This is a genomic window from Pseudobdellovibrionaceae bacterium (assembly GCA_023898385.1).
Classification (GTDB): Bacteria; Bdellovibrionota; Bdellovibrionia; order Bdellovibrionales; family UBA1609.
The window spans coordinates 2,015,288-2,041,463 of the sequence record CP060220.1 but is presented as its reverse complement, the minus strand read 5'-3'; the positions used below and the strand labels follow the sequence as shown (position 1 = coordinate 2,041,463).

General features: G+C 47.1%; 22 protein-coding genes. 11 read left to right on the top strand and 11 right to left on the bottom strand.

The features are described from left to right. Window positions 1-64: 64 nt before the first annotated feature. Genes ftsA through H6626_09130 form a run of 3 tightly spaced genes read left to right on the top strand, consistent with a single transcriptional unit; the run spans window position 65 to window position 3,632 of the window. The gene (ftsA, locus tag H6626_09140) at window positions 65-1,321 is read left to right on the top strand and encodes a cell division protein FtsA (GenBank protein ID USN46380.1); all 1,257 of its coding nucleotides are present in this window, start codon (window positions 65-67) and stop codon (window positions 1,319-1,321) included. A gap of 19 nt (window positions 1,322-1,340) precedes the next feature. After that, the gene (gene ftsZ, locus H6626_09135; protein USN46379.1) at window positions 1,341-2,870 is read left to right on the top strand and encodes a cell division protein FtsZ; all 1,530 of its coding nucleotides are present in this window, start codon (window positions 1,341-1,343) and stop codon (window positions 2,868-2,870) included. Window positions 2,871-2,918: 48 nt separating this feature from the next. Next, the gene (locus tag H6626_09130) at window positions 2,919-3,632 is read left to right on the top strand and encodes a UDP-2,3-diacylglucosamine diphosphatase (GenBank protein USN46378.1); all 714 of its coding nucleotides are present in this window, start codon (window positions 2,919-2,921) and stop codon (window positions 3,630-3,632) included. 69 nt (window positions 3,633-3,701) lie between these two features. Here H6626_09130 and H6626_09125 read toward each other — a convergent pair whose 3' ends face one another. The 7 genes from H6626_09125 to H6626_09095 all read right to left on the bottom strand — a co-directional run bounded on the left by H6626_09125 (window position 3,702) and on the right by H6626_09095 (window position 13,127). After that, window positions 3,702-6,236 carry a hypothetical protein gene (locus tag H6626_09125; protein USN46377.1) on the bottom strand — a complete coding sequence of 845 codons (2,535 nt, stop codon included), beginning with the start codon at window positions 6,234-6,236 and terminating at the stop codon, window positions 3,702-3,704. Between the two features lie 27 nt (window positions 6,237-6,263). Continuing rightward, window positions 6,264-7,271, bottom strand: coding sequence for a prepilin-type N-terminal cleavage/methylation domain-containing protein (locus H6626_09120; protein USN46376.1), 1,008 nt, complete (start codon window positions 7,269-7,271; stop codon window positions 6,264-6,266). Further along, on the bottom strand, window positions 7,268-7,702 hold the full coding sequence (locus H6626_09115) for a hypothetical protein (protein USN46375.1): 435 nt from the start codon (window positions 7,700-7,702) through the stop codon (window positions 7,268-7,270). The genes H6626_09120 and H6626_09115 overlap by 4 nt, the downstream gene beginning before the upstream one ends. Before the next feature lie 297 nt (window positions 7,703-7,999). Further along, the gene (locus H6626_09110; GenBank protein USN46374.1) at window positions 8,000-8,350 is read right to left on the bottom strand and encodes a hypothetical protein; all 351 of its coding nucleotides are present in this window, start codon (window positions 8,348-8,350) and stop codon (window positions 8,000-8,002) included. A gap of 91 nt (window positions 8,351-8,441) precedes the next feature. After that, window positions 8,442-10,139, bottom strand: coding sequence for a DNA repair protein RecN (gene recN / locus H6626_09105; protein ID USN46373.1), 1,698 nt, complete (start codon window positions 10,137-10,139; stop codon window positions 8,442-8,444). A 21-nt stretch (window positions 10,140-10,160) separates the two neighbouring features. Beyond that, a complete protein-coding gene (locus tag H6626_09100; protein USN46372.1) occupies window positions 10,161-11,057 on the bottom strand; it encodes an NAD(+)/NADH kinase in 897 nt (298 codons plus the stop codon). A gap of 15 nt (window positions 11,058-11,072) precedes the next feature. Continuing rightward, complete coding sequence (locus H6626_09095) at window positions 11,073-13,127, bottom strand: M3 family metallopeptidase (protein ID USN46371.1); 2,055 nt, start codon at window positions 13,125-13,127, stop codon at window positions 11,073-11,075. Between the two features lie 134 nt (window positions 13,128-13,261). On the opposite strand from H6626_09095, the gene H6626_09090 reads away from it, so the two are divergent. The 3 genes from H6626_09090 (at window position 13,262) to H6626_09080 (ending at window position 14,791) form a co-directional block, all read left to right on the top strand. Continuing rightward, window positions 13,262-14,044, top strand: coding sequence for a hypothetical protein (locus tag H6626_09090; protein USN46370.1), 783 nt, complete (start codon window positions 13,262-13,264; stop codon window positions 14,042-14,044). A 151-nt stretch (window positions 14,045-14,195) separates the two neighbouring features. Continuing rightward, window positions 14,196-14,492, top strand: coding sequence for a hypothetical protein (locus H6626_09085; protein USN46369.1), 297 nt, complete (start codon window positions 14,196-14,198; stop codon window positions 14,490-14,492). Continuing rightward, complete coding sequence (locus H6626_09080) at window positions 14,489-14,791, top strand: XRE family transcriptional regulator (GenBank protein ID USN46368.1); 303 nt, start codon at window positions 14,489-14,491, stop codon at window positions 14,789-14,791. Before H6626_09085 ends, H6626_09080 begins: the two co-directional genes overlap by 4 nt. 108 nt (window positions 14,792-14,899) lie before the next feature. Here H6626_09080 and H6626_09075 read toward each other — a convergent pair whose 3' ends face one another. Beyond that, the gene (locus tag H6626_09075) at window positions 14,900-16,684 is read right to left on the bottom strand and encodes a long-chain fatty acid--CoA ligase (GenBank protein ID USN46367.1); all 1,785 of its coding nucleotides are present in this window, start codon (window positions 16,682-16,684) and stop codon (window positions 14,900-14,902) included. Window positions 16,685-16,729: 45 nt separating this feature from the next. Beyond that, window positions 16,730-19,009 carry a protein kinase gene (locus H6626_09070; protein USN46366.1) on the bottom strand — a complete coding sequence of 760 codons (2,280 nt, stop codon included), beginning with the start codon at window positions 19,007-19,009 and terminating at the stop codon, window positions 16,730-16,732. An 86-nt stretch (window positions 19,010-19,095) separates the two neighbouring features. Between H6626_09070 and H6626_09065 the strand changes: the two genes are divergently transcribed. Further along, window positions 19,096-19,689 (top strand): dephospho-CoA kinase, encoded by a 594-nt coding sequence (locus tag H6626_09065; GenBank protein ID USN46365.1) that lies wholly within the window; start codon window positions 19,096-19,098, stop codon window positions 19,687-19,689. Here the strand turns inward: H6626_09065 and H6626_09060 are convergent. Beyond that, window positions 19,684-20,325, bottom strand: a complete 642-nt coding sequence (locus tag H6626_09060) for a hypothetical protein (protein USN46364.1) — start codon at window positions 20,323-20,325, stop codon at window positions 19,684-19,686. The genes H6626_09065 and H6626_09060 overlap by 6 nt on opposite strands. A gap of 70 nt (window positions 20,326-20,395) precedes the next feature. Here H6626_09060 and H6626_09055 point away from each other — a divergent pair, with 70 nt between their 5' ends. After that, window positions 20,396-21,580, top strand: a complete 1,185-nt coding sequence (locus tag H6626_09055) for a hypothetical protein (GenBank protein USN46363.1) — start codon at window positions 20,396-20,398, stop codon at window positions 21,578-21,580. Between the two features lie 427 nt (window positions 21,581-22,007). Here H6626_09055 and H6626_09050 read toward each other — a convergent pair whose 3' ends face one another. Further along, complete coding sequence (locus H6626_09050; protein USN46362.1) at window positions 22,008-22,700, bottom strand: hypothetical protein; 693 nt, start codon at window positions 22,698-22,700, stop codon at window positions 22,008-22,010. A 210-nt stretch (window positions 22,701-22,910) separates the two neighbouring features. Here H6626_09050 and H6626_09045 point away from each other — a divergent pair, with 210 nt between their 5' ends. From H6626_09045 to H6626_09035, 3 genes are all read left to right on the top strand, one after another. Continuing rightward, window positions 22,911-23,951 carry a hypothetical protein gene (locus H6626_09045; protein USN48990.1) on the top strand — a complete coding sequence of 347 codons (1,041 nt, stop codon included), beginning with the start codon at window positions 22,911-22,913 and terminating at the stop codon, window positions 23,949-23,951. A 133-nt stretch (window positions 23,952-24,084) separates the two neighbouring features. Further along, window positions 24,085-24,951: a hypothetical protein gene (locus H6626_09040; GenBank protein ID USN46361.1), complete on the top strand. Its 867-nt coding sequence runs from the start codon at window positions 24,085-24,087 to the stop codon at window positions 24,949-24,951. Next, window positions 24,942-26,078, top strand: a complete 1,137-nt coding sequence (locus tag H6626_09035) for a hypothetical protein (protein USN46360.1) — start codon at window positions 24,942-24,944, stop codon at window positions 26,076-26,078. Before H6626_09040 ends, H6626_09035 begins: the two co-directional genes overlap by 10 nt. Window positions 26,079-26,176 lie beyond the last annotated feature (98 nt).

The following is a 26,176-nucleotide window of genomic DNA, read 5'->3' as shown; positions in this document are numbered from 1 at the left end:
TAAAACGGCATGGAAGCTCGTTTTTGCACAGCATTGAAGAAGCAACAAGCGTTTGAGGACCCGGATGTCGAAGATAGATGCGCACCAAAAACATGTTATAGCGAGCTTAGATATCGGCACCACCAAAGTGGCCTGCGTGATTGCAACAGCCAGTCCCGACGGTGTTGAAATCGCCGGAGTGGGAACGGCTCCCAACCACGGCGTTCGACAGGGTGTGGTCGTTAATATTGAAGCCACTGCCGAAGCGATCATTAAGGCCAAAGAAGAAGCCGAACTCATGTCGGGTCTGACAGTGACCTCAGTGTGGTTGGGAATTGTTGGTTCACACATACAATCATTTGATTCATCGGGCATGGTAGCCATACGCAACGAAGAAGTCGCTGAAGACGATATTAAGCGAGTGATCGAAGCGGCCAAGGCGGTGGCGATTCCAGCTGATCGCCAGGTTTTGCATGTTATACCGAGCGACTTCAAAATTGATGGACAAGATGGCATCAGTGATCCCATTGGCATGTCAGGTGTTCGGCTTGAATCCTCGGTACACATCATCACGGGCGGGCATGCGGCCATTCAAAATGCTGTTAAATGTACTGAAAAAGCCGGCCTTCGTATAAGCGGCCTTGTTGTTCAGCAGTTGGCTTCAGCTATGGCTGTTTTGAGTGAAGACGAAAAATCCTTAGGTGTCGCTGTAGTTGATATGGGCGGCGGCACTTGCGATCTTATGATTTATGGACAAGGCAGTGTGGTTTATACAGATGTCATTCCTATCGGTGGTAACAATTTTACCCACGATGTGGCCATGGGCTTGCGAACCACTCAAGTTGATGCCGAATCATTAAAAAGAAAATTTGGCTGCGCACTGCCAGACATGGTGAATGAAGAAGAAACCATTGAGGTTGAGGGCGTGGGCGGCCGACAGTCACGCACGTTGGCTCGTCGCAACTTGTGTCACGTGCTTGAGGCGCGGACAGAAGAGACTCTTGAGTTAATTCGTGAACGCATTCGCAAAAGTGGATTTTATGGACGGCTGGGTTCGGGGGTCGTGTTGACAGGTGGAGCCAGCCAACTTGCGGGTCTTGTTGAAATGGGAGATTTTATCTTTGATGTCCCAGTGAGATTAGGCGTGCCAACAAAAATAAAAGGGCTAACCGATGTAGTGAAGTCGTCAGCCTACGCAACCGCTGTTGGCCTGTTGCTATTTGGTTATAAAGAAGAAAAAAACAAAATAAAGGTACCTGTAGCCGAGCCAAATTCTGGCTTTAGCAGTCGATTGAATGATTTCGCACAAAAAGTGAAGGGGATATTCGCAAAATCACTGTAGCCTACAGTTGGAGGGTAAAATGTTTGAACTTGAAGAATCAAATGAATTGGGCGCATGTATAAAAGTAATTGGTGTTGGTGGCGGTGGCAGTAACGCCGTACAGACCATGATCGAGGGTGGATTGAACGGCGTTGAGTTCATTGTCGCAAACACTGACAGACAGGCTCTTGCCGCCAACCGGGCTGATGGCAAAATTCAATTGGGTTCAGACCTAACCAAGGGCCTTGGGGCTGGTGCCAATCCTGAAATTGGAAAGCGTGCCGCCATTGAATCTTACAATGACATCGTAGAAGCCCTTGAAGGCGCCGACATGGTTTTTGTGACGGCCGGAATGGGCGGTGGTACGGGAACAGGTGGTGCTCCTATTGTTGCGAAAATCGCAAAAGAGCTCGGCGCACTGACGATTGGTGTTGTAACAAAGCCTTTTGTCTTTGAAGGTAAGAAGCGTAAGCGCCATGCCGACCTAGGTATTCAAGAGCTAAAAGAAAACGTCGATACACTAATTGTTATTCCCAACCAAAAACTATTGGCCATTTCCAGCGACCGCACGCCTCTGCTTGAAACCTTTAAGCGGGCTGACGAAGTTCTCTTACAAGCTGTAAAAGGCATTTCTGATCTTATTAATATTAGGGGTCTTATTAACCTCGATTTTGCCGATATTCGTACTGTTATGGCCGCAAAAGGTATGGCCATCATGGGTACGGGTTCAGCTTCTGGCGAAAACCGTGCTGTCGAGGCCGCATCGCAAGCGATTTCTTCACCTCTTCTTGAAAACATCGCTATTGATGGGGCGACCGGCATTATCATTAATGTCACCGGAGGCGAAGATCTGACACTTTGGGAGGTGAACGAAGCTTCCACATTGATCACCGAGGCAGCTCATGAAGATGCAGAAGTGATTTTTGGAAGTGTTATTGATAGCACCATTACCGATGAAGTTAAGGTCACAGTGATTGCCACAGGTTTTTACAGCGAGCAAAGTGACACGCTTCATGACCAGATTCATCGACTGCAAGCCATGGCTCAAGCCCAATTAAGTATGCAAATGGATAGCGGCAGGCCAGCACAGATCAATCAGGTGGATATGTTTCAAAATTTGCCCAACCAGCAAACCGTGTCGGTGAGCACACCGAGCACCTCTGAAATGTTGCGACCTGAGCCGGCGGCTCGAGTTCCACAACCACCTCCAGTGGAACCCAAAATGGCAGCCGATCTTGAGCCACCCACGTTGTCGCCCCTTCGCGAAACAGGGGCCCAAGAAATTTCAGCAAAACCCGAAATCCCTGGCCAACCGGAGCGCCCAGAGCCTTTGCCTCGGGATATCTTATTGGCCAAAGCCAAGGCCTGGAGAGAAAGCCAAGGTGGACGGACTATTGAAGAATCACAACAGCTCACTATGGACGTTGAGGACGAGTCAGATCCGTTACAAGCGGCTCGTCGTATGGCTCAAGAAGTGGCCTCTTCGCCCTTTGACTCTGACAGCCTTGAAACGCCAGCCTATTTGCGGCGGCATCATGGCGACAGAGATAGCCACGATTCTTTGGATTAAATTCCATTGGCTACCGCGTATTTCGTATCAGATGTACACCTGGGGAATATGCAATCTCCCAGGGCGCGGTCGTTTGTTCAATTTCTAAAAGATCTAGGTACAACAAAGCCAATCACTCATCTTTTTTTATTGGGCGATATTTTTGATTTGTGGATTGGTGACCATCAATATTTTAAAGACAAGTTCCAAGAAGCCATTGTGGAAATCAGACGCCTATTGCAGCAAGGTGTTCAGGTTCACTACTTTGAGGGGAACCACGATCTTTATTTGACCCAATTTTGGCAGAATCAATTGGGTGCCACGGTATATCCGGGCCCAGCGCTATTTTTGCTGGACGGTCTTTCTGTGAGAGTGGAGCACGGGGACCAAATGGATCCTGAGGACCGAGGGTATTTGTTTTTAAGATGGTTTTTGCGCACAAGGTGTATGCGTTTTATATCAAAGGTGCTTCCAGGTCCATTGGTGGCAAAAATCGGTGAGCAGGCCAGTAATGCCAGTCGAAAATACACCACTCATACTAAAACCATCGACAAAGACCGCGCCCTTTCCGTGATCCGTCAACACGCCAAAAAAGTGATTCAAGAAAAACCATTTTCAGTAATTGTGACTGGTCATGTTCATATATCAGATGACTATCAATTCGAATTTCAAAACAACACAGTTCGATCTATCAATTTGGGTTCTTGGATGGATCATCCCTTCGTACTGAAAATTGAAAACGGTACCGTAGCCGTGAAAAATTTGAATTTAGAATACTCTTAAATTTGTCAGATAAAACTCAGTAATAGATATTGCCATGATTCCAGTAAAAACTGGCAATCCCTGTTGATGTCATTTTTCAAGCTTTCTCACAGCATTCAGGTAGAAGGTGGGAGTGCCGGGGGGTTGGTTGCCAATCACGCTGAAGTGTTCGTCGTAAACGTATTGGTTGGTGCCACCATAGCCAACAGTGTCGTAGTTGGGAACGATACCGATAGGATAGCAATACCGGGGAGACCTATACAGCTTGGCCTGGGATCCCGTCACTGTGGTAAGTGTACCTCGTTTGTCCTCAAAGTTATAAAGATAATCAAGAGGTGGAGTTAGGGCAGCGTTGATGACTATGTCACTGGCCACTTTTATAAGAGCGTTGGGCGCCTCATCCCAGCGAGCGTTTTTATCTTCCCACCCATTGGACAGTGGTATGACTCGATCACCAACGACCCACGAGCCCACCCAAGGTGTGGCACCAGCAGACGTAACGTCTGAACTGGAATTATAATCACCCACAGTAAAAATTGATAGATCTGTGGCAATGGTGAGTCCATCAGGAAACACACTGGGGTCGAGGTCGGACGCATTTATCAATCGCATGGTGTTTGTTCGGGCCACAAGTGCACGGTCTGCTGGGGCAGCCGTGGGCGGTACATAGCTTGGACTGTATCGATTGCAGGGTGGAATTTTGAACATGTCGGTGGCGTCAAATTTTTGCCCGCTTAAGCTGTCAGAGCAGAGGTTGAAGGGCAAACTCCTTTGCGCCCCGGGATGACTTGCACTGGTTTGGACTACGTCATCGTCAGTGCCAATATGTTGGTAAGGAGCAAAGGCCGCTTGATCAGAAGTGGGAGCCGCACCAGTGCCCTGTCCTAAACCGCCATGACTGCCCGGCCAAGTGGTGGTGATGTAAATCATGCCGTTAAAATCGCGATTCATAAATTTGCCGGTGCCAAAGTAGCAGCCCACATTGCCGGGATGATAATCGGCCGTCGTGGGATCACAGTCCAGAAGCCTCTGAAAATAGGCCAAGTCAAAATTTATGGGAAGTCTTTTTGAATGTTTGTTGGAGTCTGATCCTGAAAGTAGAGGCTGGGCCTCTTGATAAACCACACCATCTTTAAAACCACTGCGGGTCGCATTTAATAAACCCGTGGAGATGGGAACGTCTGATCCCCCGCAAGTGGCTTTCGCTCCGCCATTTATGAGTGTGGCATCGTAAATCGCATCGGTGCTACAAGTGGTGCATGAAGAGGTCGCACATAAAGCACTGTTGCTTGCATTTACAAAGTGGCCGGGGCGCCATGTAGGACCGCTATCTCTAAATAGGCTTCCGTATGAAACTGTCCCTTGGGTGTTGGCAAAAATCTGTTGGGATGCAGTATCGTACTCATAGTAGCTATAAAGTTTTGGCGGCGAATTTGTAGGCCATTCGGTAGCTGTTCCTACCCAGCGGGCACGGATATCATCTTGTCCTACGGCGATAGTGCCCTCGAAACCCTCTTCATCAGTAGTGGTAAATTGACCAGGATGGTCGGACCAAATGGGTAGGCCGGGAAAATTATAAGGATTAAGCGGGTCTTTGATATACCATACACCGTTTATGATTCTTAAATCAGCCTGAATGGAAAGTCTTTGGTCCTTCACCTCTGGAGAATCCGTAGTTTGAGGTGGCTCGATAATTAACGCCTCAAGCGTATTATACTCAACTGGTGTACCTTCATAGTTGCATGAGTTCCTCACAGCAACAGATTCGGCTATTGGTAAGAGCAAAGGCTCAACCCCGTGGGCCTTATCAAGCAGACGACCGTTCCAACGATCTACAGCAAAGTTAACCCAGTCGAGTCCAGTACCCAAGCAGTTGACACAGCCGTGATCGCCCCCAGATTGCACGTTAGCAAAATTAGTAAAGGTGCCATCAATTGCAATTTCTGTAGTATCGGCCGCAGCGGCTGGGGTTAGGCAATCAGGACTGTCCGGTTTGAGCACTCGTCCGCCACTAGTGAGGCGGTCGATCCTAAACGGCTGTGCGCGAGCGCAAACATCCTGGTTCACGTGAACTCGGCCCTGGTATGAAATGGGCCAGGGGCGGCGCTGGTCAAACCACTCGCTCATGAAAAGTTGAAATTGAAACAACTTAATGGACGCCAAAACCACGTCCGCATTCATCCTTTTTCTCACACTTGAAGTATTTAGGTCACTGGCATTAATGGAAATATTCAAATCTGTGAGTAGGGCATTCATGCCGGCAAAGGCACCCATGGGTACTGTTCCGAGCCGTGGGTCTTCTAAAACTTTTATTTCAATGGAATCGATTTGAAACTGAGTAGAAGTGTTGAGCACCGGCATTTGGGTGGCAATATACGTATTTATGTCGTTTTCAAGGGTGGCAAAACCATTTTTCATCGGGTACAGGGCAAGGTAATCTTGCGTCAATTTTAACGTGATTTCCAACACGCCTTCTGAAAAATACTCAATCTGCGACAGTTTTGTTTGTCGGCTGGTCTCCTTGATTTTTTGATCAACTAATGCGCCAATGCCACCAGACAAGAGAATGATAACAAAGATCAGAGACACAACCACAGCCAGTACACTTCCAGATTGTGAATTCAATTTATGACTTCTCAGCATGGCATTCCTTTACCTATAGAGTAAACTGTTTCGAAAGTTCATTCGAGTGACAAAATCTTGCGTATATAAATTATTAAAAGTTCTTGAGGGTCCGTTTAAATATTGGTCAGAAAAAGAAGTGGGCGCGGATGGCTGGCGGGGAAGTGCAAGCACCATGTGCACTTCGACCTGACGCAAATGCAGAGGCAGCGTCGTAGCAAATACGCCAACACCCAGGGACTCCGTATTACCAAAATTGTAAAGCCATTCGTCATCGTCATCATTGGTGTTGGTGATCACCCCGTCTGACGGAGTCAAGTCATAGCCAAGTGCCAATTGAAATTCAAATACGTTGTCTATGAGCTTCACTGTTTCGCCGCTTGCGATAAGACCATCATTGTCAAGGTCGCTGGCTAAACTAAGATTGTTCAAAGTGCTATCCCAGTAATAGGTTCCAACTGTTACCAATGTTGACGACCCCCCCACCCAATCATTGTCATCTGCCGGTAAGTTGACAAACTGACTACCCTGCAAGTGGTTTGCGAGGACGGCTTTGCACGTCGCCATATCAATGGTATCTATGAAAGCTAATTGTTGAAAATCCCCATTGAGCATAAAAAGAGACTTCTTCTCGTCGGTGGCTTGCAAGCAGCAATCTCCAGCGGGTTCGAGGTTCAGTTCAATGGTTTTGGTGTCTGAATCGTAACTTACGATACTACATTCAGGCGAGTCGGAAACATTAATTACTGTTGCGCGGTCTGACCCATTACAACTGGGAAGATCTAATCGTGCCGCACAGTTGTCTTCGACCCACAAGCTGTGCCACGGGCGCAAACTGCCACCGCCAATTTCTTGTAGAGGATAGATCTTCCGCTCAGCAATATGGATTGCAGATTGCAGCTCGCCAATGGTTTCGATTCGCGTTCTTTGATGGTTGATGGCGTTTATTATAGTGCCGATACCTAAGAGCACCATCACGCCGATCAACGTGGCCACAAGCAGTTCAACTAGCGAAAACCCAGCAGATACTCTCTTCATCTTCGCACCACCCGAGCCGTCCAAAACACCAATGCGCCGGGCCCCATAGCATCATTCCATGAAAGCGTGAGTTTTACCTCAGCAATGCCTCGGATGGGGCTATGGCGAACAATCACCCAGTTCACTGTGAAGTAGGCTAATGTGGGTGTGGTCAATTGCGATTTGCGATTGTAGTGACGGGTATGAGTCACGCCGTCGTCAAGGTCTGGGTTGGAGCTATACTGAAGAAGTAGGTCCTCGGTCACGCTTCGAGCCAGAAGTTGAGCTTCGTTTTGAATTTGAGCCCGCCGGATGGCTTTCTCTGTCAGAGAGATTTGCGAGGCTGGCAGCAAGACCGCTATTCCCAATATGGCAATAGCCACCAACTGCTCCAAAAGTGTGGCGCCCCTTTCCTGAAATAGCGATGGTATTTTCTTACTTAACGCACCCATCGTCCTGCTCCCCGACTTACCTATAATGACATGTTAACCGCAAAGGGCAAAACTATAAATCTAAGAGTAATTTAAAGGCACTAGATGCGTTGAGATGATGTGTAATTGTCTCAGATTGAGACGAGCCAATTATGGAGGTGGCAAATCGACTTCCAGAATGAGAATAAACTGTTTTACCGTACTGGACCAGCCCCATCAAAAAGTCTCATTTTGACACGAAAAAATCCCATCATCGGCCGCTAAACAGGAGGCGTTTGCGTCACTTGGTACTTTACAGATATCATAGTGGGTGACTCATCAATCGAGGACGTTTGTGATTTTAGGAGAAAAAAACATTTCTATTTTTTTTGCCAAAATGCCAAACTGGCAGCTCGGCAGGATCAACAACAGAAAACTTTTTTGCCAGTGACGCTTCCTGTTTGATAGCGTGTAACGCGCGATATGGCACAGGCATTGCCACAGTGGATTTTTCAAATGCCTCAAATCTTTAGGGCTTTGATTTTTATAGCTCAGATGGCGATGGCACTCATGATATTTGGAGGTATATGGCCTCTGGGGGGTCGCCCGTTCTGGCATCTCAGGCCATCCCACCAAGATCAGACTATTGCTGGAGCGATCAGCTTGAGCGGCTGCATTGCCCATCGCCATCGAGAACACGCGTCGGGGAAAATCAGAACAAAAACTCGTACTCTGCGTCAATGCACGAAAAGCCGCTGTAAATGGTAGACCAGAAAACTGGTTACGGCTGCACTTCTTGCAGCAGTGCTTTGGCGTGATCCAAACTTGTTTTGGTGATTTTTTCACCAGAAATCAGGCGGGCGATTTCATTCACCCTCTTGCCCTTGGTCAACTCAGAGACTTCCATGTTGACCCCTTGCCCTTGTGTGTTTTTTTGTATCAAGTAGTGAGCATCTGCAAAGGCGGCCACTTGTGGCAAGTGAGTCACGCAGATCACCTGCTGACCTTGCGCTATGGATTTCAATTTACGCCCGACTTTTTCAGCAGTGAGACCGCTCACTCCAGCATCCACCTCATCAAAAAGATACGTTCGAGGCTGTGTAGAAAGTCCGACCACTCTTTTAATAGAAAGAAGTATGCGACTGAGTTCGCCACCGCTTGCAAATTTTGCCAGTGGTCGAGGGGTGTCTTGCTTTGACGTTTTAGTCATGAATTCCACTAGGGATTGGCCCGTGGAGGTCATATGTTCATCACTGCGAACTTCGATAAGAAAAGTCAGACCTTTCATGTTGAGGTCTTTTAGCTCGTCGTTGATACTTTTAGCCAAAAGGTCAGAGCCATTTTTTCTGCGGGCATGAAGCTCTTCTGCGAGTCGAGCCACCTCTTTAGAAAGACCTTTGTGTTGTTTTTTTAGTTGCTCAAGTGATTCATCAGAAAGTTCGAGTTGGTTAATTTCATCTTCAATACTTGAGAGCATTTTTAGAATATCAGCCACCGACTCGCCATATTTTTTTTGTAGCTTTCGCAGCTGACTGAGTTTTTCCTCGTAATCCTGCAGTTCATCGGGGCTTGCTTCGAGTTGGCGTCCGTAGTCTCTGATTTCATAGACAAAATCTTCAATCAATGCTTTTGCCTGCGCCAGAGGTTCAGCTTTAGCGGCAAGGCCAGGGTCTACCCGCTGAAAGTCGGCCGCTTGTTGTATCACCTGATGGAGGCGCACAAGAGCTGAGTCATCGTCGCCGTAAAGGGCATCTTCTGCGGCCGCCGCGAACACTTCCAGTTGTGAAGAGTTTCGCAGTCGCTTAACCGTATTTTCAAGTTCATCTTCGTCGCCTGGTTTTAAACCCAGCGCGGCTATCTCATCTCGCTGGTAGGTTAAAAAATCAAGTCTTTGGGCCCGCTCTCTGGTGTCTTGCGAGATGCTTTCAATTTTATCTTCTAGATCATTTAACTGTTTGTAAGCGTCCGAAAACTTTTGCCGAAGGGGCCATGAATTGGTGTAGTCATCTAAAACATCTAGGTGGTAGGCCCGCGATTGAAGATGACGGTTATCGTGTTGGCCAGTCATTTCAATAAGGGGGGCCGCTTGGCCTGTCACTTCGATAAGCGGTGCCACAATATCTTTTAAGTTATTTAATGCTGACAGGTGACCGTTTAAATACACGCGGCTTTTTCCATGGGACTGAATCACCCGTCGCACCACAAGCACATCATCTGCAGTGTCTATTCCCATTGCTTCTAAGTGCTGGCTCACATCCTGGCGATGACCTAGGTCAAAAAAGCCCTCGATCACGGCATTTGAAGCTCCGGTGCGAACGGTGTCGGCTAGCGCTTTCTCACCCATTAAAAGAGCTAAACTTTTTAGCAAGACAGACTTGCCGGCACCTGTTTCGCCACTTAATACATTTAAGCCGGGTTTAAAGCCAATCTCCACAGAATTGATAATGGCAAAGTCTTTCACCTTCAGTTCGAGTAACATAAGATTTCCCCAGCCAGTGGCTTAGTCGCGTTGACCGAACTTCAGTTTTTCTCGAAGCAGGTCAAAATAATTGTGGCTGGGCTTTCTTAATACGAAGTGATCACATGATGCTTTACTGACCAGCACATCATCAGTGGATTTAATCTCAAGTCGGTACTGTCCGTCTACAGTTAAAAACGCTTTTTGCTTTGGATCGTTGAGTCGAAAGCAAAGTTGTTGGTTGTCCGGGAAGATCATCGGACGACTGGTTAGCGCATGCGGACAAATGGGCGTGACCACAACCGCTGGCACCTCGGGGTGAAGAATCGGGCCATGGGCTGCCAGGTTGTAGGCTGTGGAGCCCGTGGGACTGGCTATAATCACACCATCGGCCTTTAGGTGGCTGACTAAATGTCGTTCGCTGTAAATGCCCATGTTAATCAGGTGGCTACGAGAACCCCGCTCGATCACCACATCGTTTAAAGCGGTTGATAATAAGCGCTGTTTGCCATCCCGGGTGACGGTCACCTCCAGCATGGAGCGAGGCCGCATTTCAAGTTTATTATCTAAAACCAATTGCAAAGCCGTATAAAGATCGTCCACACGAGTTTCAGTGAGAAACCCTAAAGACCCCAAATTGATACCCAATATGGGCACCTTTTTGCCGCCGAGCAGGCGAACGGCCTCAAGGTAGGTACCATCTCCACCTAAAACAACAACAAGGTCGGCTCGCTCGAAACTCTTTGTTTTTGGCCACTTTGCAATTTTGGAGGAGAGACTTTGTTGGGGGTGAGAATAAACCCGAACACCCTTGTCTTGTAGCCATACTCCCACTTCTTGCGCCAACTTTTTAGCTCGAGGGGTGCCTTGTCTATGTACAAGCAAGGTGGTTTTAATTTTTCGATGAGGGCCTGGATGCTTTTTCTTTGTGCGAGCCAACGTCAAATCCTTTATTTAAGAAAGTCCACTGCGTCTTAATAGTGCATCCGGATCGGGTTTTCGACCTCTGAATTTTACGTATAAATCCATGGGGTTTTCCGTGCCCCCGCGCTCAAGAATAAAGGTTCTAAACTTATTAGCCACTTCCGGATTAAACAGCCCTTTTTCTTGAAAATATTCAAAAGCGTCAGCATCTAAAACTTGCGCCCACTGGTAGCTGTAATATCCCGCAGAATAACCGCCAGCAAATATATGAGAAAAGGAGCAAGAAATACTGGTACCGGGAATCATCGGCATCACCACTTTATCTTCCAGTGCCATGCGCTCAAATTCACCCACATCGCGAATGTTTTTAGGGTCGGCCGTGTGCCAAGCCATATCTAATGTTCCGTAGTGAATTTGCCTTAGTGTGTGGTAGCCGGCCAAAAATCGATCGCTGTCTTTAATTTTTTGCGTTAAATCAGCGGGGATCATTTCGTTTGATTCATAATGGCGAGCGAACAAATCCAAGGATTCCTTTTCAAGTGTCCAGTTCTCCATAACTTGCGAGGGGAGTTCTACAAAATCCCAATACACATTGGCGCCTGAGAGCGAGGTGTATCGACATTTCGAAAGCAACATATGTAAAGCATGGCCAAATTCGTGAAACAGCGTTTGCACTTCGCGAAAGGTTAACAAAGAGGGCTTATCAGGAGTGGGTTTTGTGAAGTTGCAGACAATGCTTACATGTGGCCGTTTAAGCTGGCCGCCGATCAGTCCTTGATCACGAAATGAGGTCATCCAAGCGCCCCCTTTTTTTGTGGGGCGCGGGAAGTAGTCGGTATAAAAAAGTCCCATGAATTCATTTTTATTGTTGGAATCATAGACCTCATAAACTTTCACGTCTTTGTGGTAGACAGGATATTCGTCGGAGGGTTTAAATTCGAGGCCGTAAAGTTTTGTGGCATGTAAAAATACTCCAGCCACAACGTTTTCAATCTTGAAGTAGGGGCGTAGTTCTTCTTCGTCAAAATCGAATAACTTTTGCTGTAGTTTTTCAGCATAGTAAGCAAAATCCCACGGCTGTAAAAGGGGTGGGCCACCTAAGCTGTCGGCCATTTCTTGCACTTGCCGCATGTCTTTTTCGGCCGCCGGTCGTGCCACTTCATAGATTCTCTTTAAAAAGGCAAATACTTGGTCGGGGGTTTCGGCCATACGCTTTTTTAACACATAGTCGGCATGACTTTTATAACCTAAAAGTTGCGCCCGGTCGTTGCGGAGCTGCACGATTTTTTTGACATTGTCTTGGTTGTCAAAGTCGTCTTCAAACGCCCGGCTTGAATAGGCCAAATACATTTTTTCTCTGAGTTCTCGGTTGTCTGCGTATTTCAGAAACGGCACAAAACTGGGGGCGTCCAGATTGAATAGCCAGGCATGCCGGTAACCTTTTTCTTTTGCCGCGTGAGCCGCTGCAGAGACGGAAGACTCAGGAAGTCCCGCAAGGTCTCCTTCGTCTTCGATAATTAATTCGAAGGAGTTAGTGGCCTTGAGAACGTGATTATGAAACGCGGGACCTAGCCTTGATTTTTCTTCATCGATTTTTCTAAGTTTTTCTTTGTCGCTGCCTTTTAATAGAGCGCCATTTCTAGTGAAGTTGACATAGGTCTCTTCAAGCAGTTTGCTAGCTTCTGTGTCCAGCTGCAGCTGGTCTTTTTGATCGTAAATAGTTTTAATTCGAGAAAACAATTTATCGTCGAGTAAAATATCATTGCTGAAGGCCGAAGTCTTTGGCCCCAACTCATTGGCTATTTCGTTGAGTTCATCGTTGGCTTCGGCATTGAGCAGGCTGTAAAACACGCTGGTGACGATACCAAGAGCTTCATCTGCCGTTTCTAGTGCTTCGACGGTGTTCTCAAAAGTGGGTGGCGCCGAATTGTCCCGAATTGAAGCGATGATTTTTTTTGCTTCGGCAATATGAAATTCAACAGCCGGAATAAAATGAACACTTTTGATTTTAGGAAAATCAATGGCTTCGTGTTTAAGGTTAGAGGCACTTAGTAGCGGATTATTAATTTGGTCATTAGTTTTCATAAGAAAATTTCTACCATAGGAACATACCAGTGTTGAGGGACCAAATTCCTTTTTGCAACCCGGAGCGTCGATATGCCGACGCTCCGGGTTGCAAAAAACAACGGGGTCTCTAGAATGTGTCTATGGAGGGTGCTGTGAGAGGGTGGAGCATAGGATTTTTGTGGCTAGCGATTGTCTGTGGGGGCTCCTTAGCCGAAGCCCGGAAATTTGATTTTAAAAACGAGTCCTTTGCCGGATTTGTTCGCTTTACGGCGGGGTCATCGTTAATTGAGGACCAGGCCTATGCTACATCCAGCGGTGCGGGTACGAGTTTTTCTGACTCCGTTCAGTATGATTTCAGTGGTGAGCTGGGATTTTTGATGAGTATTGGCGATATGGCAAACCTTCGTGTGGGGTACGAGGTCATTCAGCCCAAGGCCCTCACGGGCATTGCCGGAAAAGACAGTGGCGGCCAGGATTATTTCACCTTAGACAGCACGGTACGTGCATCGCACCCAAATGCCACTTTAGAATTCAACGTGCATCACACCCCTACTTTAAAAGTTATTCTCTTTGCGGGGGCTGGCATGGCAGATGTGAGCGTTACCAACGCTTACACGATGACGGCATTAGGCACCACCGATTTGGGCCCCAGTGACTTTACGGAAGAGATCACGGGGCAGGTGATATCGTGGCAAACGGGTATGGCGCTTGAAGTTTTATTTGTAGACAATGTTACTAGCTACTTTGAGCTAGGGTATCGGCGAATAGGGACTGGTGAACTCAAGTTTAAAGAGGCGACCACTCCCATTTCAAACAGCAATTCGGCCGCGGCAGGTGAGGTGGCCTTAAACAATGATGGACTCAGTCGGCGTCTCGATATGAGTTCATACTTTTTTTCGGTCAGTTTCAGATTCTACGTGCCGATGTTCAAATAAAAAAGTCCCTGAGAGTACATAAATGAGGATTGCGGAAAAATAGATTCCGGTGAGACAGTTAGGGGTTGGATGTCATTAATTAGCCTCGGCCGAGCAGAGTTATCAAATAAATAGTTGTCAGATCAGACAACATATGATATAGTTCCTGCAGATGAAACGGCGAGAGTATCCTCTAAATATTGAAGTGAATGGTCGAAAAATTAAAAAGGCCGTTATCGACCCTCATTATGAAATCAAGCATAGTGATTCGATCACTGATGAGATTATCTTGGATTTGGTCGCATTGCTTGATGGAGGCACTTTTCCTGTGCAAACAAGAGATGATATTTTCGAGTATTTTGTCACAGACAACCTTAGGCTAGAAGGCAAGAGATACAAGCTTGTATGGCTTTTGGAGAAAAATGAAATATATATTGGCATAGTTAATGCCTACAGGAGGCAGTCATGAGTTTTCCAAAAGAGAAAAGGCTTTCTAGAATTCGTAAGGATCTTGAAAAGGTAGAAGGTTTTTTGATGCTCGATCCAGATGCTGACGAGCTTGCTAGGTTTCGTTTTCGCATCTGCCAGGACTTATTGAAATACGCACAAAGAAAGAACTTTAAAGATGTGGAAATGGCTGAATTTTTAGAAATACCAAAAGCGGATATGAGTCGTATATTCAACCATCGAATCGATAAGTTTAGTACAGACAAGTTGATAAAGCTTTATTCAAAAATTAACCCGGATTATAAGCTGAAAGTTTCATAGGGCTACAGATGTGTACCAACACTCACTTAGTCGACGCGTTGACCAGAGTTCATACTTTTTTTCTGTCAGTTTCAGATTCTACGTGCCGATGTTTAAATAAATAAGCTTTCACGTGATCCCATAGAGCTCGTCAATAAGTGTGGCGTAGTTTTGATCCACTACGTTTCGTTTCACCTTGAGGCTAGGTGTGAGTTCGCCAGATTGCACGGTGAAGTCGGTGGGTAAGATCGCATAGTTTTTTATTGTTTCGTGGCTGGCAAGATGTGAGTTGGCCTCGGCAACAATTTCTCTAATCAGGTCTTGGATGGGTTTTTGAGTGACCAGTGAACTCATGTTTTGAAATGAAAGGCCTTTTTTCTTGGCGTATTGGGTGGTTGCCGCTTCATCCAATGTCAAAAGTGATACGATATATTTTCTTTTATCACCGTGAACGTGAACATTTGAAATATAGGGACTGATTTTTAATCGGCTCACTAATTTTTGTGGCGCTACATATTTGCCACCGGCTGTTTTTATCAGGTCTTTTTTTCGGTCCGTAATGGTTATAAAGCCCTGTTTATCGATTTGAGCAATATCACCGGTTTTGAAAAAGCCGTCCTCAAAGGCCTCTTGAGTGGCCTCTGGGTCTTTGAAATATTCTTTCATGACTTTATCAGAGCGAATCATTAGTTCTCCGTCAGGGGCCAAGCGAACTTGCACGTCACCAATGGGTTTTCCGATAGTACCAAAGCGGTAAGAAAATGGAGTGTTAAGAATAACGCCAGCAGTGGTTTCTGTCAGGCCGTAGCCTTCAAGAACAAGAAGGCCCAGAGAGTGAAAAAACTCAGCCACTTCTCGACTTAGCGGTGCTCCGCCTGAGACTGCAAAGCGTAGGCGGCCTCCTAAAACATCTTGTACCGGTGCTAAAACCAATGATTTAGCCAGGATCGACTGCGTTAATAGCGCAAACGAGGGAAGCGTTCGATTTTGTTTATGATCACTGATCTTTTGTCCCACATCAGTGGCCCAGCGAAATGCACTTCGTTTCCAGGGTGACGCTTCTGATTGCGAAACAATGGCACTGTGTAGTTTTTCAAAAATTCGCGGTACTCCGATGAGAATAGTGGGTTTGATGTCTCGCAAATTATGTTTGAGTCGTTCAATACTTTCGGCAAACGCCAAGGTGTACCCGGCATAGACGCTGCCCCACATTTCAACGCGTCCAAAAATATGGGCGTAGGGGAGAAAGCTCAGTGTGCAATCCTGTGAAGTGCAATTAAGAGCACTGAAGACGTCAGACACTTCGCTAATAATCTGCCTGTGTGTCAGCAAGACCCCTTTGGGGCGTCCCGTAGTTCCTGATGTGTAAATGACCGTGGCTGCGTCGTCAGGACTCAACTGATGACATCGATCACTAAGCGCCTCGGGTTGGTTTTTATGTAAATCGGCTCCCATTTCAGAGACTTCTCTCAGAGTCTTTACAAATTCTGGTCGTTGACACTGAGAATCCATGCAAATGACTTGTTTCACTTGCAATCGCGATCTATCCACTTGTGCCCATTTTTTAAGAAGGGCGCTATTTTCACAAATTAAAAATTGGGCTTCGCAGTGGTGCAGAATGTATTCAATGTCATCCACATGATTGTTGGCATATATGGGCACCACAATCGCCCCCAGCGAAAGGCCGGCCAAATCAGCTAGGGCCCACTCCATTCTTGTGTTGCCCCAGATAGCTATGTGATCCCCTTTTTTAAGGCCGAGCTCGCTTAAACCTGAACTGAGCTGAGCCACATCGTTAAAAACCTGCGGCCAAGATCGATGCAGCCATTTTCGACCTCTTTTGAAAATAAAGGCAGATAGGTGACTGGGGCGGTGGGCGGCGTCCAAAAAATGGTGCAAAAGGGTTTTGTTCATAATCTCGGTCATACCAAGTGGCTAGGGCAGTGTCTAGTTTTACGGTTACTTGGAAGCAGGACTTCGAAGCTCGAGAATCACTTTTTGTCGCTCATCAGTTTGCAGCTTCACTCTTTTAGTGGCGCGGGCGCCGGTAAGCGGATTTTCGGCCATGACAGTGATCGTTTTATCTGCCGGAATGGCATAGTTAAGAACTGGTAAGAGTTCGCCTTTTAAGTGTTTGCCGTTGACGAAAACTCGAGCATTTCGAGGGGGTTTTACATCGATGTGCAAGTAGCCCACCATGGCCTTTTGTAAAGTGGCATGAAAACTTCGCCCCACCTGACGCGCATCCATAATTGGCCGCGAGTAAGTGATGTACTTATCTTTCTTGAGTGCAATATTAAATTGATTTCCAGCAGGTACATAAATGCGAGCTGGAGTTGTTTCTGATGTGTTCACGCCATTAATCCATATTTCAGCCCCTGAAGGGTTACTATTAACAACCAGGGGGATTTTTTCGCTGGCGGCGGTTTCAGTAGGTGGTGTGAGGGTGGCGCCATCGACTTTAGGTGTAGTGACGTAGTCTGTATTGTTTGAGGGGGATGGCACTGCAGCGATGGTCTGGCTGTTCGTGTTTGAATTTGGCTCCACAGGTCTAGGCGTTGGTGTTGGTTGTGCATTGCCTGTTGGATTTTGCGTAGTCACATGTGGATTTTGAGTGTTTGTATTTTGCGGCTGTGGACCTGTGGAGGTGAGATTCTTGTAGAGCTCATCGCCATGCAGGGCTACATTGATGTCGTTGGGCAAAAGCGGTGCCACAGCCTGTGCAATCAAGCCCATTTGTTGCGGAATGAACCGGCAAAGTACAGCATAGGACGTCACGAGTACAGCCATGACAAGTATGCCCGTAAATAATGTGCCGGCAACACCGCCACTTTTTGTTCTGCGGGCCGAGAGGCGACGCTGGCTTGACGAGAAATCATCTTCGAGTTCAAAATCATCTTCTTCAACTACAGATTGGCGTGGACCACGAGCAGGGCTCGGGTTGTCTTTGACGAGAAGTTCTTCGGCGCTTCGATTGAGTGATGTTTTATCAAGTACGCTCAGTCCGGTGAAAGTGTCGCTTTGAGGTTCAGAGCCTGGGTCCTGAGAAAATGGGCCCGGTAAGGCTTCTGTGCTCGTAGCGGTTTGTTCAGGTCGAATCGCATCACTAGGGGCCGCATCCGTATCGGTCAGAGTTTTTGATAGGGTGATAGCCGCTTCTGAAGCTGATGAGAGATCGGGCAATGACTGCTGTGGCTGAACAGCCGATTGAGTCATCACTATCGTGCGATCATCACTGTCGGTCTGGTTGGTTGTGCTCGAAAATTCGATGCGTGCATATTCTATGAGGCGTTTTCGGTTTTCAAGGACTTCAGTGGCATAGAGAGTTTTAACAAACACAGAAAAATCATGTGGTGAAAAGTCAGGATACTGGCGATTTAAAAAGCGGTTTAAATCTCTGTGTAAGGCCGCAGCCGTTTGATATCTGAGGTTTCGGTCACGGGCCAAGGCTTTAAGAGTGATTCGTTCAAGTTCAGGGTCGATATTTGGGTTGATCTTTCGAAGGTTGGGGATTTGGCAATCGCGAATTTTGCGAAGAATTCCCATTTCATTTTTTGCAGTGAAAAGTCGCTCATTGGCGATGAGTTCCCACAACACAATTCCTAAAGAAAAAATGTCTGTTCTTAAATCTGTGGGTTGGCCTTCAGCTTGTTCAGGGCTCATGTAGCCGAATTTTCCCTTTAAAGTGCCGGTTCTTGTGGTTTCAATTTGTGTTTCAGCCTTAGCAATACCGAAGTCTACCACTTTGACCTCACCCTCAAAACTGACCATGACGTTTTGTGGGCTAATATCACGGTGGGTGATGTTGAGAGGCTTTCCTGTAGAGCTGTTCACAGATCGGTGGGCGTGATCGAGTCCCGCGGCCACTTGCTTCACCATGTAGGTGACTTGGTCTGTGGAGAAGACTTTGTTACTGGATTTGAGTTTGTTCAAAATCTGTCGAAGATTTCTGCCTTCGACATAGTCCATAACTAAGAAAAGTTGACCCTTGTCCATTCCGAATTCATAAATGGATACGATATTGCTATGAGAAAGGTTAATGGCAATTTTTGCTTCGCCCTTAAACATTTCGATAAAATCAGGGTTGTCAGAAAACTGGGGCAAAATTCGTTTGATAGCTACAAATTTACTCACGCCACCAACGTCAGGCGTTCTCGCCAGAAACACTTCAGCCATGCCACCAGTGGCTAGCTTTTCAAGTAGAATGTATTTGCCAAAATATTCGTATTTTTGCGACACTAGAAGCGCTCCAATTCTTTGCTAACTTGTCGGTTGTCGGGATGCAGAGCTTAAATGAATTATAGATTCTAGCCCTTGGACGAGACATGAAATGGGTGGGGTTAACCGGCGGAATTGCCTCGGGCAAAAGTACGGTTTCAAAAATTCTCAGAGATCTGGGTTATCCAGTAATTGATGCTGACATCCTCGCTCGGCAGGCTGTGGCACGGGGCAGCCAGGGCTATCGAGATGTCATCAATCACTTTGGTCCAGGCGTGATCGGACCCGATGGTGAAATCAATCGCTCGGCATTGGGGGCGATTGTTTTTTCTGACGAAGTCAAAAGGCGGGCCCTCGAGGCCATCGTTCACCCGAAGGTCCAGGAACTTCAAAATAAACAAAGGCGAGAGCTAGAGCAAAGTGGACAAGCGCTTGCCTTTTATGACGTCCCTTTATTGTTTGAAAAAAATCTGCAAGATCATTTTGATGCGACCGTTCTCATTTATGCGCCTGAGGCCTTGCAGCGGCAGCGCATTGAAAAACGAGACGGACTTGATGATGCTTCTATTGATCAGCGGTTAGGCACCCAGTGGCCGATTGACGACAAGCTTGAAAAAGCCAACTACGTGATTAAAAACGAAGGTTCACTGGCTGACCTAAAGACGGCCATTAAGAAATTAGTGAACGACCTTATGTCATAGCCCCCAAGAAAACCCCAGGGCTCCCAGTGCGATGATATCTTGAATTCCCACCGCAAGTTCCACATCAAATCGAAAGCTCACTGGTTTTTCCATGAGGTCTTCCAAGCCGCCGCCAGCTTTAGCAAAATAATTGTCTTTATTTAAAAATGTAGCGAACCGGTCACGCGGTTCGGCGCGGTGCAAAACTCCAAACTTCAGGAAGGGGCGTAGGCCTTCTCGTTCGTTGATGGTCCAACGCCTGAGCACGTTAATATAACCCCTTGAATCGTTGCCAATATCCACACCTATTTCCCATTGAGGAGAATAGTATTTGGGCATGAGGTAGTTAAAACCAATAAAAAAGTTAGCCTGCCTGGTTTCTCTAAAATTCACTCGGTCGATAAAAAGCCCGGCCCGCGGGGAAATGGCCTGATGATAAGGGTAGTAACGATCCCAGATTCTCTGATCGGGTTTTTCTTTGGGCGGCTCGCTGATGACCAGATTGGCTTCTTCTAGGTGGACGGGTTCGAGTTTTTGTTCGGGCTCCGGAAGAGGTTTGGCAATGCCCGCATCGGGGTGCCCGACGGCCCAACAACGAGAGGACATCAAAAAAAGAGAGAGGCTTAAACACGCCACACCATAAATCACAGTTTTCATCCTTTAACTATACCCTATACATGTATTTGATTATAGACTTTTAGTTCAACATTTTTGGGGGGCTTAAAAAATGCAACTGAATTTGAGATATTTGGTTCGTGCAACACTCGTTGGGATCATTTCGTATGCGAACATGGCCGGCGCCGCTGACGTGCTGGACTTTTCTATTCACCAGGAATACACAAGCACCCGGGCCCTCGGAATGGGGAATGCGTTTTCTGCCGTAGCTGAAGACTATAATGCCTTGTTTTATAACCCAGCCGCTTTGGCTCGAAGAAAAGATGGTAATTTGCACATGTTTCTTCGGGGCGGTATCGACATGGAATATTTTAGCTTGATCGGTGATATCACCAGCGCCCAAGGATCAGGCAACCCAGAAGATCAAATATTCAGTTTAATTCAAGACAACTACGGTAATCACTTTTTCTCGCGCATCCCCACCATAGGGGCCGTGTGGGCCCGCCCCAATTGGGGTATTGCCATTATCCCCATGGATGTATCCATTGATCTGAGCATGCACCAACAAGTGGGACCGCAAATCAACGTGAACGGATACATCGATACGACCTTCGCCTACTCCTATGCACGAAACCTGGATGTGGACATTGTGGACGAAAAAGATGAGTTCTCAGTGGGGGGAACCTTAAAGGCCATTCATCGGGTGCATGTAGAAGAAGCCGTGGCAGCTGCAGACCTGACTCAAGAAGGGGCCCAACCCTTTGATACCGACAGTGCTTCAGAGGGAATGACAATAGATGCGGATCTCGCAGTATTTTATACACCTCACATACCAAAAGTGGGAAAATGGTCCTTTCTTGGTTTTGCAGCACCATCTTTTGCGGTGGTTATGCGAAACGTATTTGATATGGGTTACCCACTTAATTTTCATCTAATCAGCCCTGAATCGGGCGAGCCTGACAAATTACAAAGACGAATGGATTTGGGGGCCAAGTTTGACCTACCAAACTTTTGGGTTTTTGATCCCAAGTTCGCCGTGGATATTCGAGATATATTGCACGACAACTGGACCATGCTTAAAGGTTTACACATGGGTGCAGAAATGTACTGGAAAATGTTTAGCTGGTGGAAAGGCCATTGGTCTATGGGTTTAAATCAGGGATATTGGACGGCGGGTTTTGGTGCGCGCTTTGGTTGGTTTCAGCTGGATCTGGCCAGTTGGGGAGAAGAAGTGGGCACTTCTGATGTTCCTATCGAGAGTCGTCGTTACATGCTTGAGATGTCCTTGGATTTCTAACACCAGAATTCACTCTCTCTACTAAAAGATCAGTTGCAGGGTCCGGTCCATCATCAACAGCGGTCCAAAAGGAAGGGCCAGGCCGCAGACATGGCGCCGACCCGAGTGGCCGCATGTCGTCTTCGGATTGCGTCACTGCGTGCCGCAACCCGGATACGCCATGCACATCGGGAGGACGCCATGTCTGCGGCCTGGCCCTTCCTTTTGGACCGCTGTTGATGATGGAGCCTTCGGGTTTACTTTGAATCAGTTTTCTTTGATCGGGTTTTGTCCATTTGCTGGTTCGGCTTTCATTTGATTCCGAGACGGTTTGATTCATTCCTTTTTTTGGTTAGATGAAAAGTCTTTGTTGGGTAGAGTTCATAAAAAAAGCCAGGGGTTTCCTGGCTTCTTTGTTTGGAAGTATTTAGCGTTGCGAAGCTATCAATTAGCTTCCGCTCCAATTTTCTAAAATGTAGTTACCTATGGCTTCGTTGTTTTCGCCATTGGCTTGGGCATCTAAGAAACTTTGGCAAACGTCTGAGTTGACGTTGTCTCCGACGCAATAGCTATCGGCTACGGCAGCTACTGTTTCGCCGATTTCTTCAGGATCACAATCAGCAGTCGGGGTTGGGCCTGTGCATGCGCTCAAATTGGCTTCAAAATTGCCTCCACCGGCATTAATGATCAACGTACCAATTCTTGAAAGCCCTGCCACGTAGATGAGGCCAGCCGATCCAGATAAGGCACAATAATCATAAGCTGTTTTCGCCAGAGCCGTATTATCGCTACTGCCTGAGCCGTTGGGGTCTATGAGGCTTAAATTTTGAATTAAAAATTCTTCGGGGTTAGCATTGTTAGAATTGTTCGACATTTCTTGAAACGCGTTTTTCACTTTTTCTGTAGTTAAGCCACCGTACACAAACTCAATGGAGCAACGAAGCATGTAGGCTTTTTGCGAGGTCAGTCCAGATACGTAGGAACGACAGGCGGCGGCCGAAGCGCCTTGGTCGGTCACTTTGTTTAAGCAGTCTTGGGCTTTCATAATGTTATTGTCGTCTTCACTTTCGCAGCCAGCTGTAAACACACCAAGGCCTAAAGCCAGGACAAAAAGCCCGAGTTTGCCGTACCAGTTGTTCATGGAGTCCTCCTGAATAGTTTTCTGTGCGTCTTTTACCTTATCTGACTATGATACGTAATCAAGCTAACGTTGGTCCAGAAAATGTATGGACTGTCTCAACTTGAGTCACTGCGTTGCCGATGAGACAATTAGAAAGAGGAGAAAATCACTATGGACGGTGCTTTTCATAAAAATAAGCTATATAGCCTTTGTTGCGTTTTTGCGCTGTTGATTGTTCAGGTCGAGCCGGCATTTGCTGCAGAGACCTACGAGTTTTACAATGGCGTGCGCAGTCTCGGTATGGGTGGGGCACGTGTGGCCGTGGTGAATGATGAGACGGCTTTACTGGTAAACCCGGCCTCCCTTGGAAAGCTGCGAGACAACTTTATCACACTCATCGACCCCGAATTAGAAATTGGTCAAGATACAGAGCTGATTACCGGCACCAATCTTCTGGGTTTTTTAGACCCACAAACCACTCTTAATTTGACCTTGGCGCGTCCTGAAAAACGCCTGCATCAGCGGGCGCAGCTGTTTCCGTCACTGGTGTTTCCTAATTTTGGATTGGGCCTTTATGCTCGATATTCTACGGATGCAGAGGTGGATGCCACCCTCACAAACTTAGAGTTGAACTATCGCAATGATTATGCCGCCGTGTTGGGATTCAACTTTCGTTTATTTGATGGGCGAGTCAAATTAGGATTCAATGCGCGAGCTATCAATCGGGTGGAAGTGTCCCGCACGGACATTGATGCTACGTCGACGGCGTTGACTCTTTCGGGGTTGGCTTCAGAGGGGTTTGGCGTGGGTGTGGACACAGGATTGGTGCTTACAGCGCCCTGGTCTTGGCTTCCCACTTTGGCTGCTGTTTATAGAGATGTTGGGGGGACCACCTTCGACGTGAATGATGGGATGTTTTTGTCTACATCCACTCGACCCGCTTCAACACCGGGAACAGTGGATGTTGGTCTAGCTGTATTTCCGATTATGGGAAAAAGATCTCGATCGACGGTATCGGTGGAGTATCGCGATGTGCTCACCGCTGGCGAGGTGGCTGATTTCAATGAACGGCTTCACTACGGATTTGAAATCAACTTGGCGGATGCGTTTTTTGTTCGTGGAGGCATGAACCAAAATTACTGGACGGCTGGGCTTGAGCTCGCCATGCTCAGATATCAATTTCAAGTGGCCACTTACGGAGAAGAGATTGGCGATTCCACAGCCAAACGTCAGGATCGTCGCTACGTGGGAAAGTTTGCTTTTCGCTTCTAAAGCGCCTCTTCAGGCCATCAAAAGGTCGGGTTCCATTGAACTAGGACCTTATCATTATATAAAGATTCAAGTATCCTAAAATAAGTGGGGGAAGAGTCTGTCTGTGGGCTCGATATAAAATCAAGGATGATGTATGAACAAGATGTCTAAAGCGGCCCTAGAATTTGTTGTTTTCTCCATTTGTATCATTCAGTTGAGCTGTACCGGAAATCTTTTGCGCGATATTGGCGACAATACCACTGATGAAGCTTTGTTTTATTCGGCTAAACAGAATTTAAATTCGTCAGCATGGGCCGAGGCCATTACAAATTTTTCGGCTATGTCTTCTGATTTTTTGGCGGATCGGGAAGTTAAATTCTGGCATGCTTCGGCCTATGCCGGTCGATGTGGATATGATTTTTTGACAATGCTTGAAGATCTGCAAGGAGCGACTAATCCGAAACTATTTGCTTTCTTTATGGCCGCATATGGTGGGGCCACGGCGACAAGTATTCAGGATTGTGTTTCTGCAGAGGCTATATTGACATCCATTGGCGACGCGAGCGATCGTTCACCTAAGGAAAATCTTTTTATGATGTTTTTGAGCTTGGCAAAAATCGGTGTGGTTCTGAGTGCGCGCGCCGACACCGACGATGACGGCTTAGCTGACGGGGGATTTGACGCCTGCGACACCAACGATCTACCAGACTCTGAAGCGCGCCATCTGGGTACAGCCATCGCAAACGCCAATCTCAGTTTAGCTGCCCTGGCTGCATCGGGTGTGTCCGTTGGAACTTCAGAGACTGCAGGTATTGGTACTTTCTGCACGGCACTGGGTGCAGCTGTACCGGATCCGTCCTATGATTTTTGTAACCTCACAGACATTTCAGCACTTTCCGCCGATCAGGTGTTGGCCATTCGAACAGCCATTCAAGAGGGAGACACAACTGGCATAGGATCGTGCACTGACTTTGCCAATGCTTTTACGCCTCAAGGTGGCGGGGGCTGCTTGTGTCCGTAGCAAGTTGCCTTCTCAGTTCCATTTTGATTTTCGTTTTTGTTGGCCCTGTATGGGCAGATGAAATAGTAAATACGACCACTTCTGTGCGGGCCCTTGGAATGGGTAATGCCTATGCGGCGATCGTGAATGACTCGGATTCCATTTACTATAACCCCGCAGGTCTTGCCGACTCTAAGGGTTACTATTGGACTATAGTGGATCCCAAAGTGGGTGTGAGTGGATATGATGCCTTCCAAACCCTTTCAAATGCACAAAATCAAGGAACATTTGCGGACACTCTACGCGAACTCTACGGTAAACATATTTGGCTTGGTGGCGGATTAAAAATGGCATTTACTATGCCTTATCTTGCCATTGCGATATACGATAACTTCGATGCGAGCATGTGGGTGGACAACCCCGTGAATCCCCAACTTAACGTGTTTCTGACCAATGACTACGCCATAGCCCTTGGCACCGGTTTTAAGATTTTACCCATGTTACACGCTGGGTTTGTTGTGAAGAGAATTACAAGAACGGGTAGTCGTGAACCTTTTGACCTCGACACTATTGGTTCGCTAAACCCAGATGACGTGTTTAGCAATATTCAAAATGAAGGCACGGCCTATGCCGCAGACATGGGTATGAATTTGGTGTTAGATGCGGGTATCAAATCCACAGTGTCGTTTGTTTGGAGAAATATTGGAGTCACCACTTTTAAGGCGGAGCCCAATAGATTGGCCCCACCCTCGGAGCTGGATGATATGACTCTAGGTGGCTCTCTTTCATTTGATGCGGGTTTAGTGGGTATCACGCCGGTGATGGAAGTTCGCTACCTTAACCGGTCAGAGTATCAATTGGGGCGTCGAATCCATTTGGGTGTGGAAGTGGACTTTCCCATGGTCGATGCCCGTGCCGGTTTCAATCAGGGATACTTAACCTACGGAGTCGGGCTCAATTTGGGGTTATTTCGGTTTGATGCGGCCTCTTATGGTGTGGAGCTTGGTGAGTACCCAGGTCAGCTGGAAGACCGCCGATATGTATTGCAATTCACTGCAGAGATTGGCATGGACGCCGGAAACTTTGATATCTTCGGCGACTCCAAGGGCGGCTCTGCGGCTCGACGCGGCCTCAAACAACGCCGATGACAAGATCAAAGAGCGTGACTCGAAATTATCACGGTCACCCTAATAATAACGCAACGTCTCGATAAAAAACATTTCGTGGCGTTTTACGGTCAGAGCCA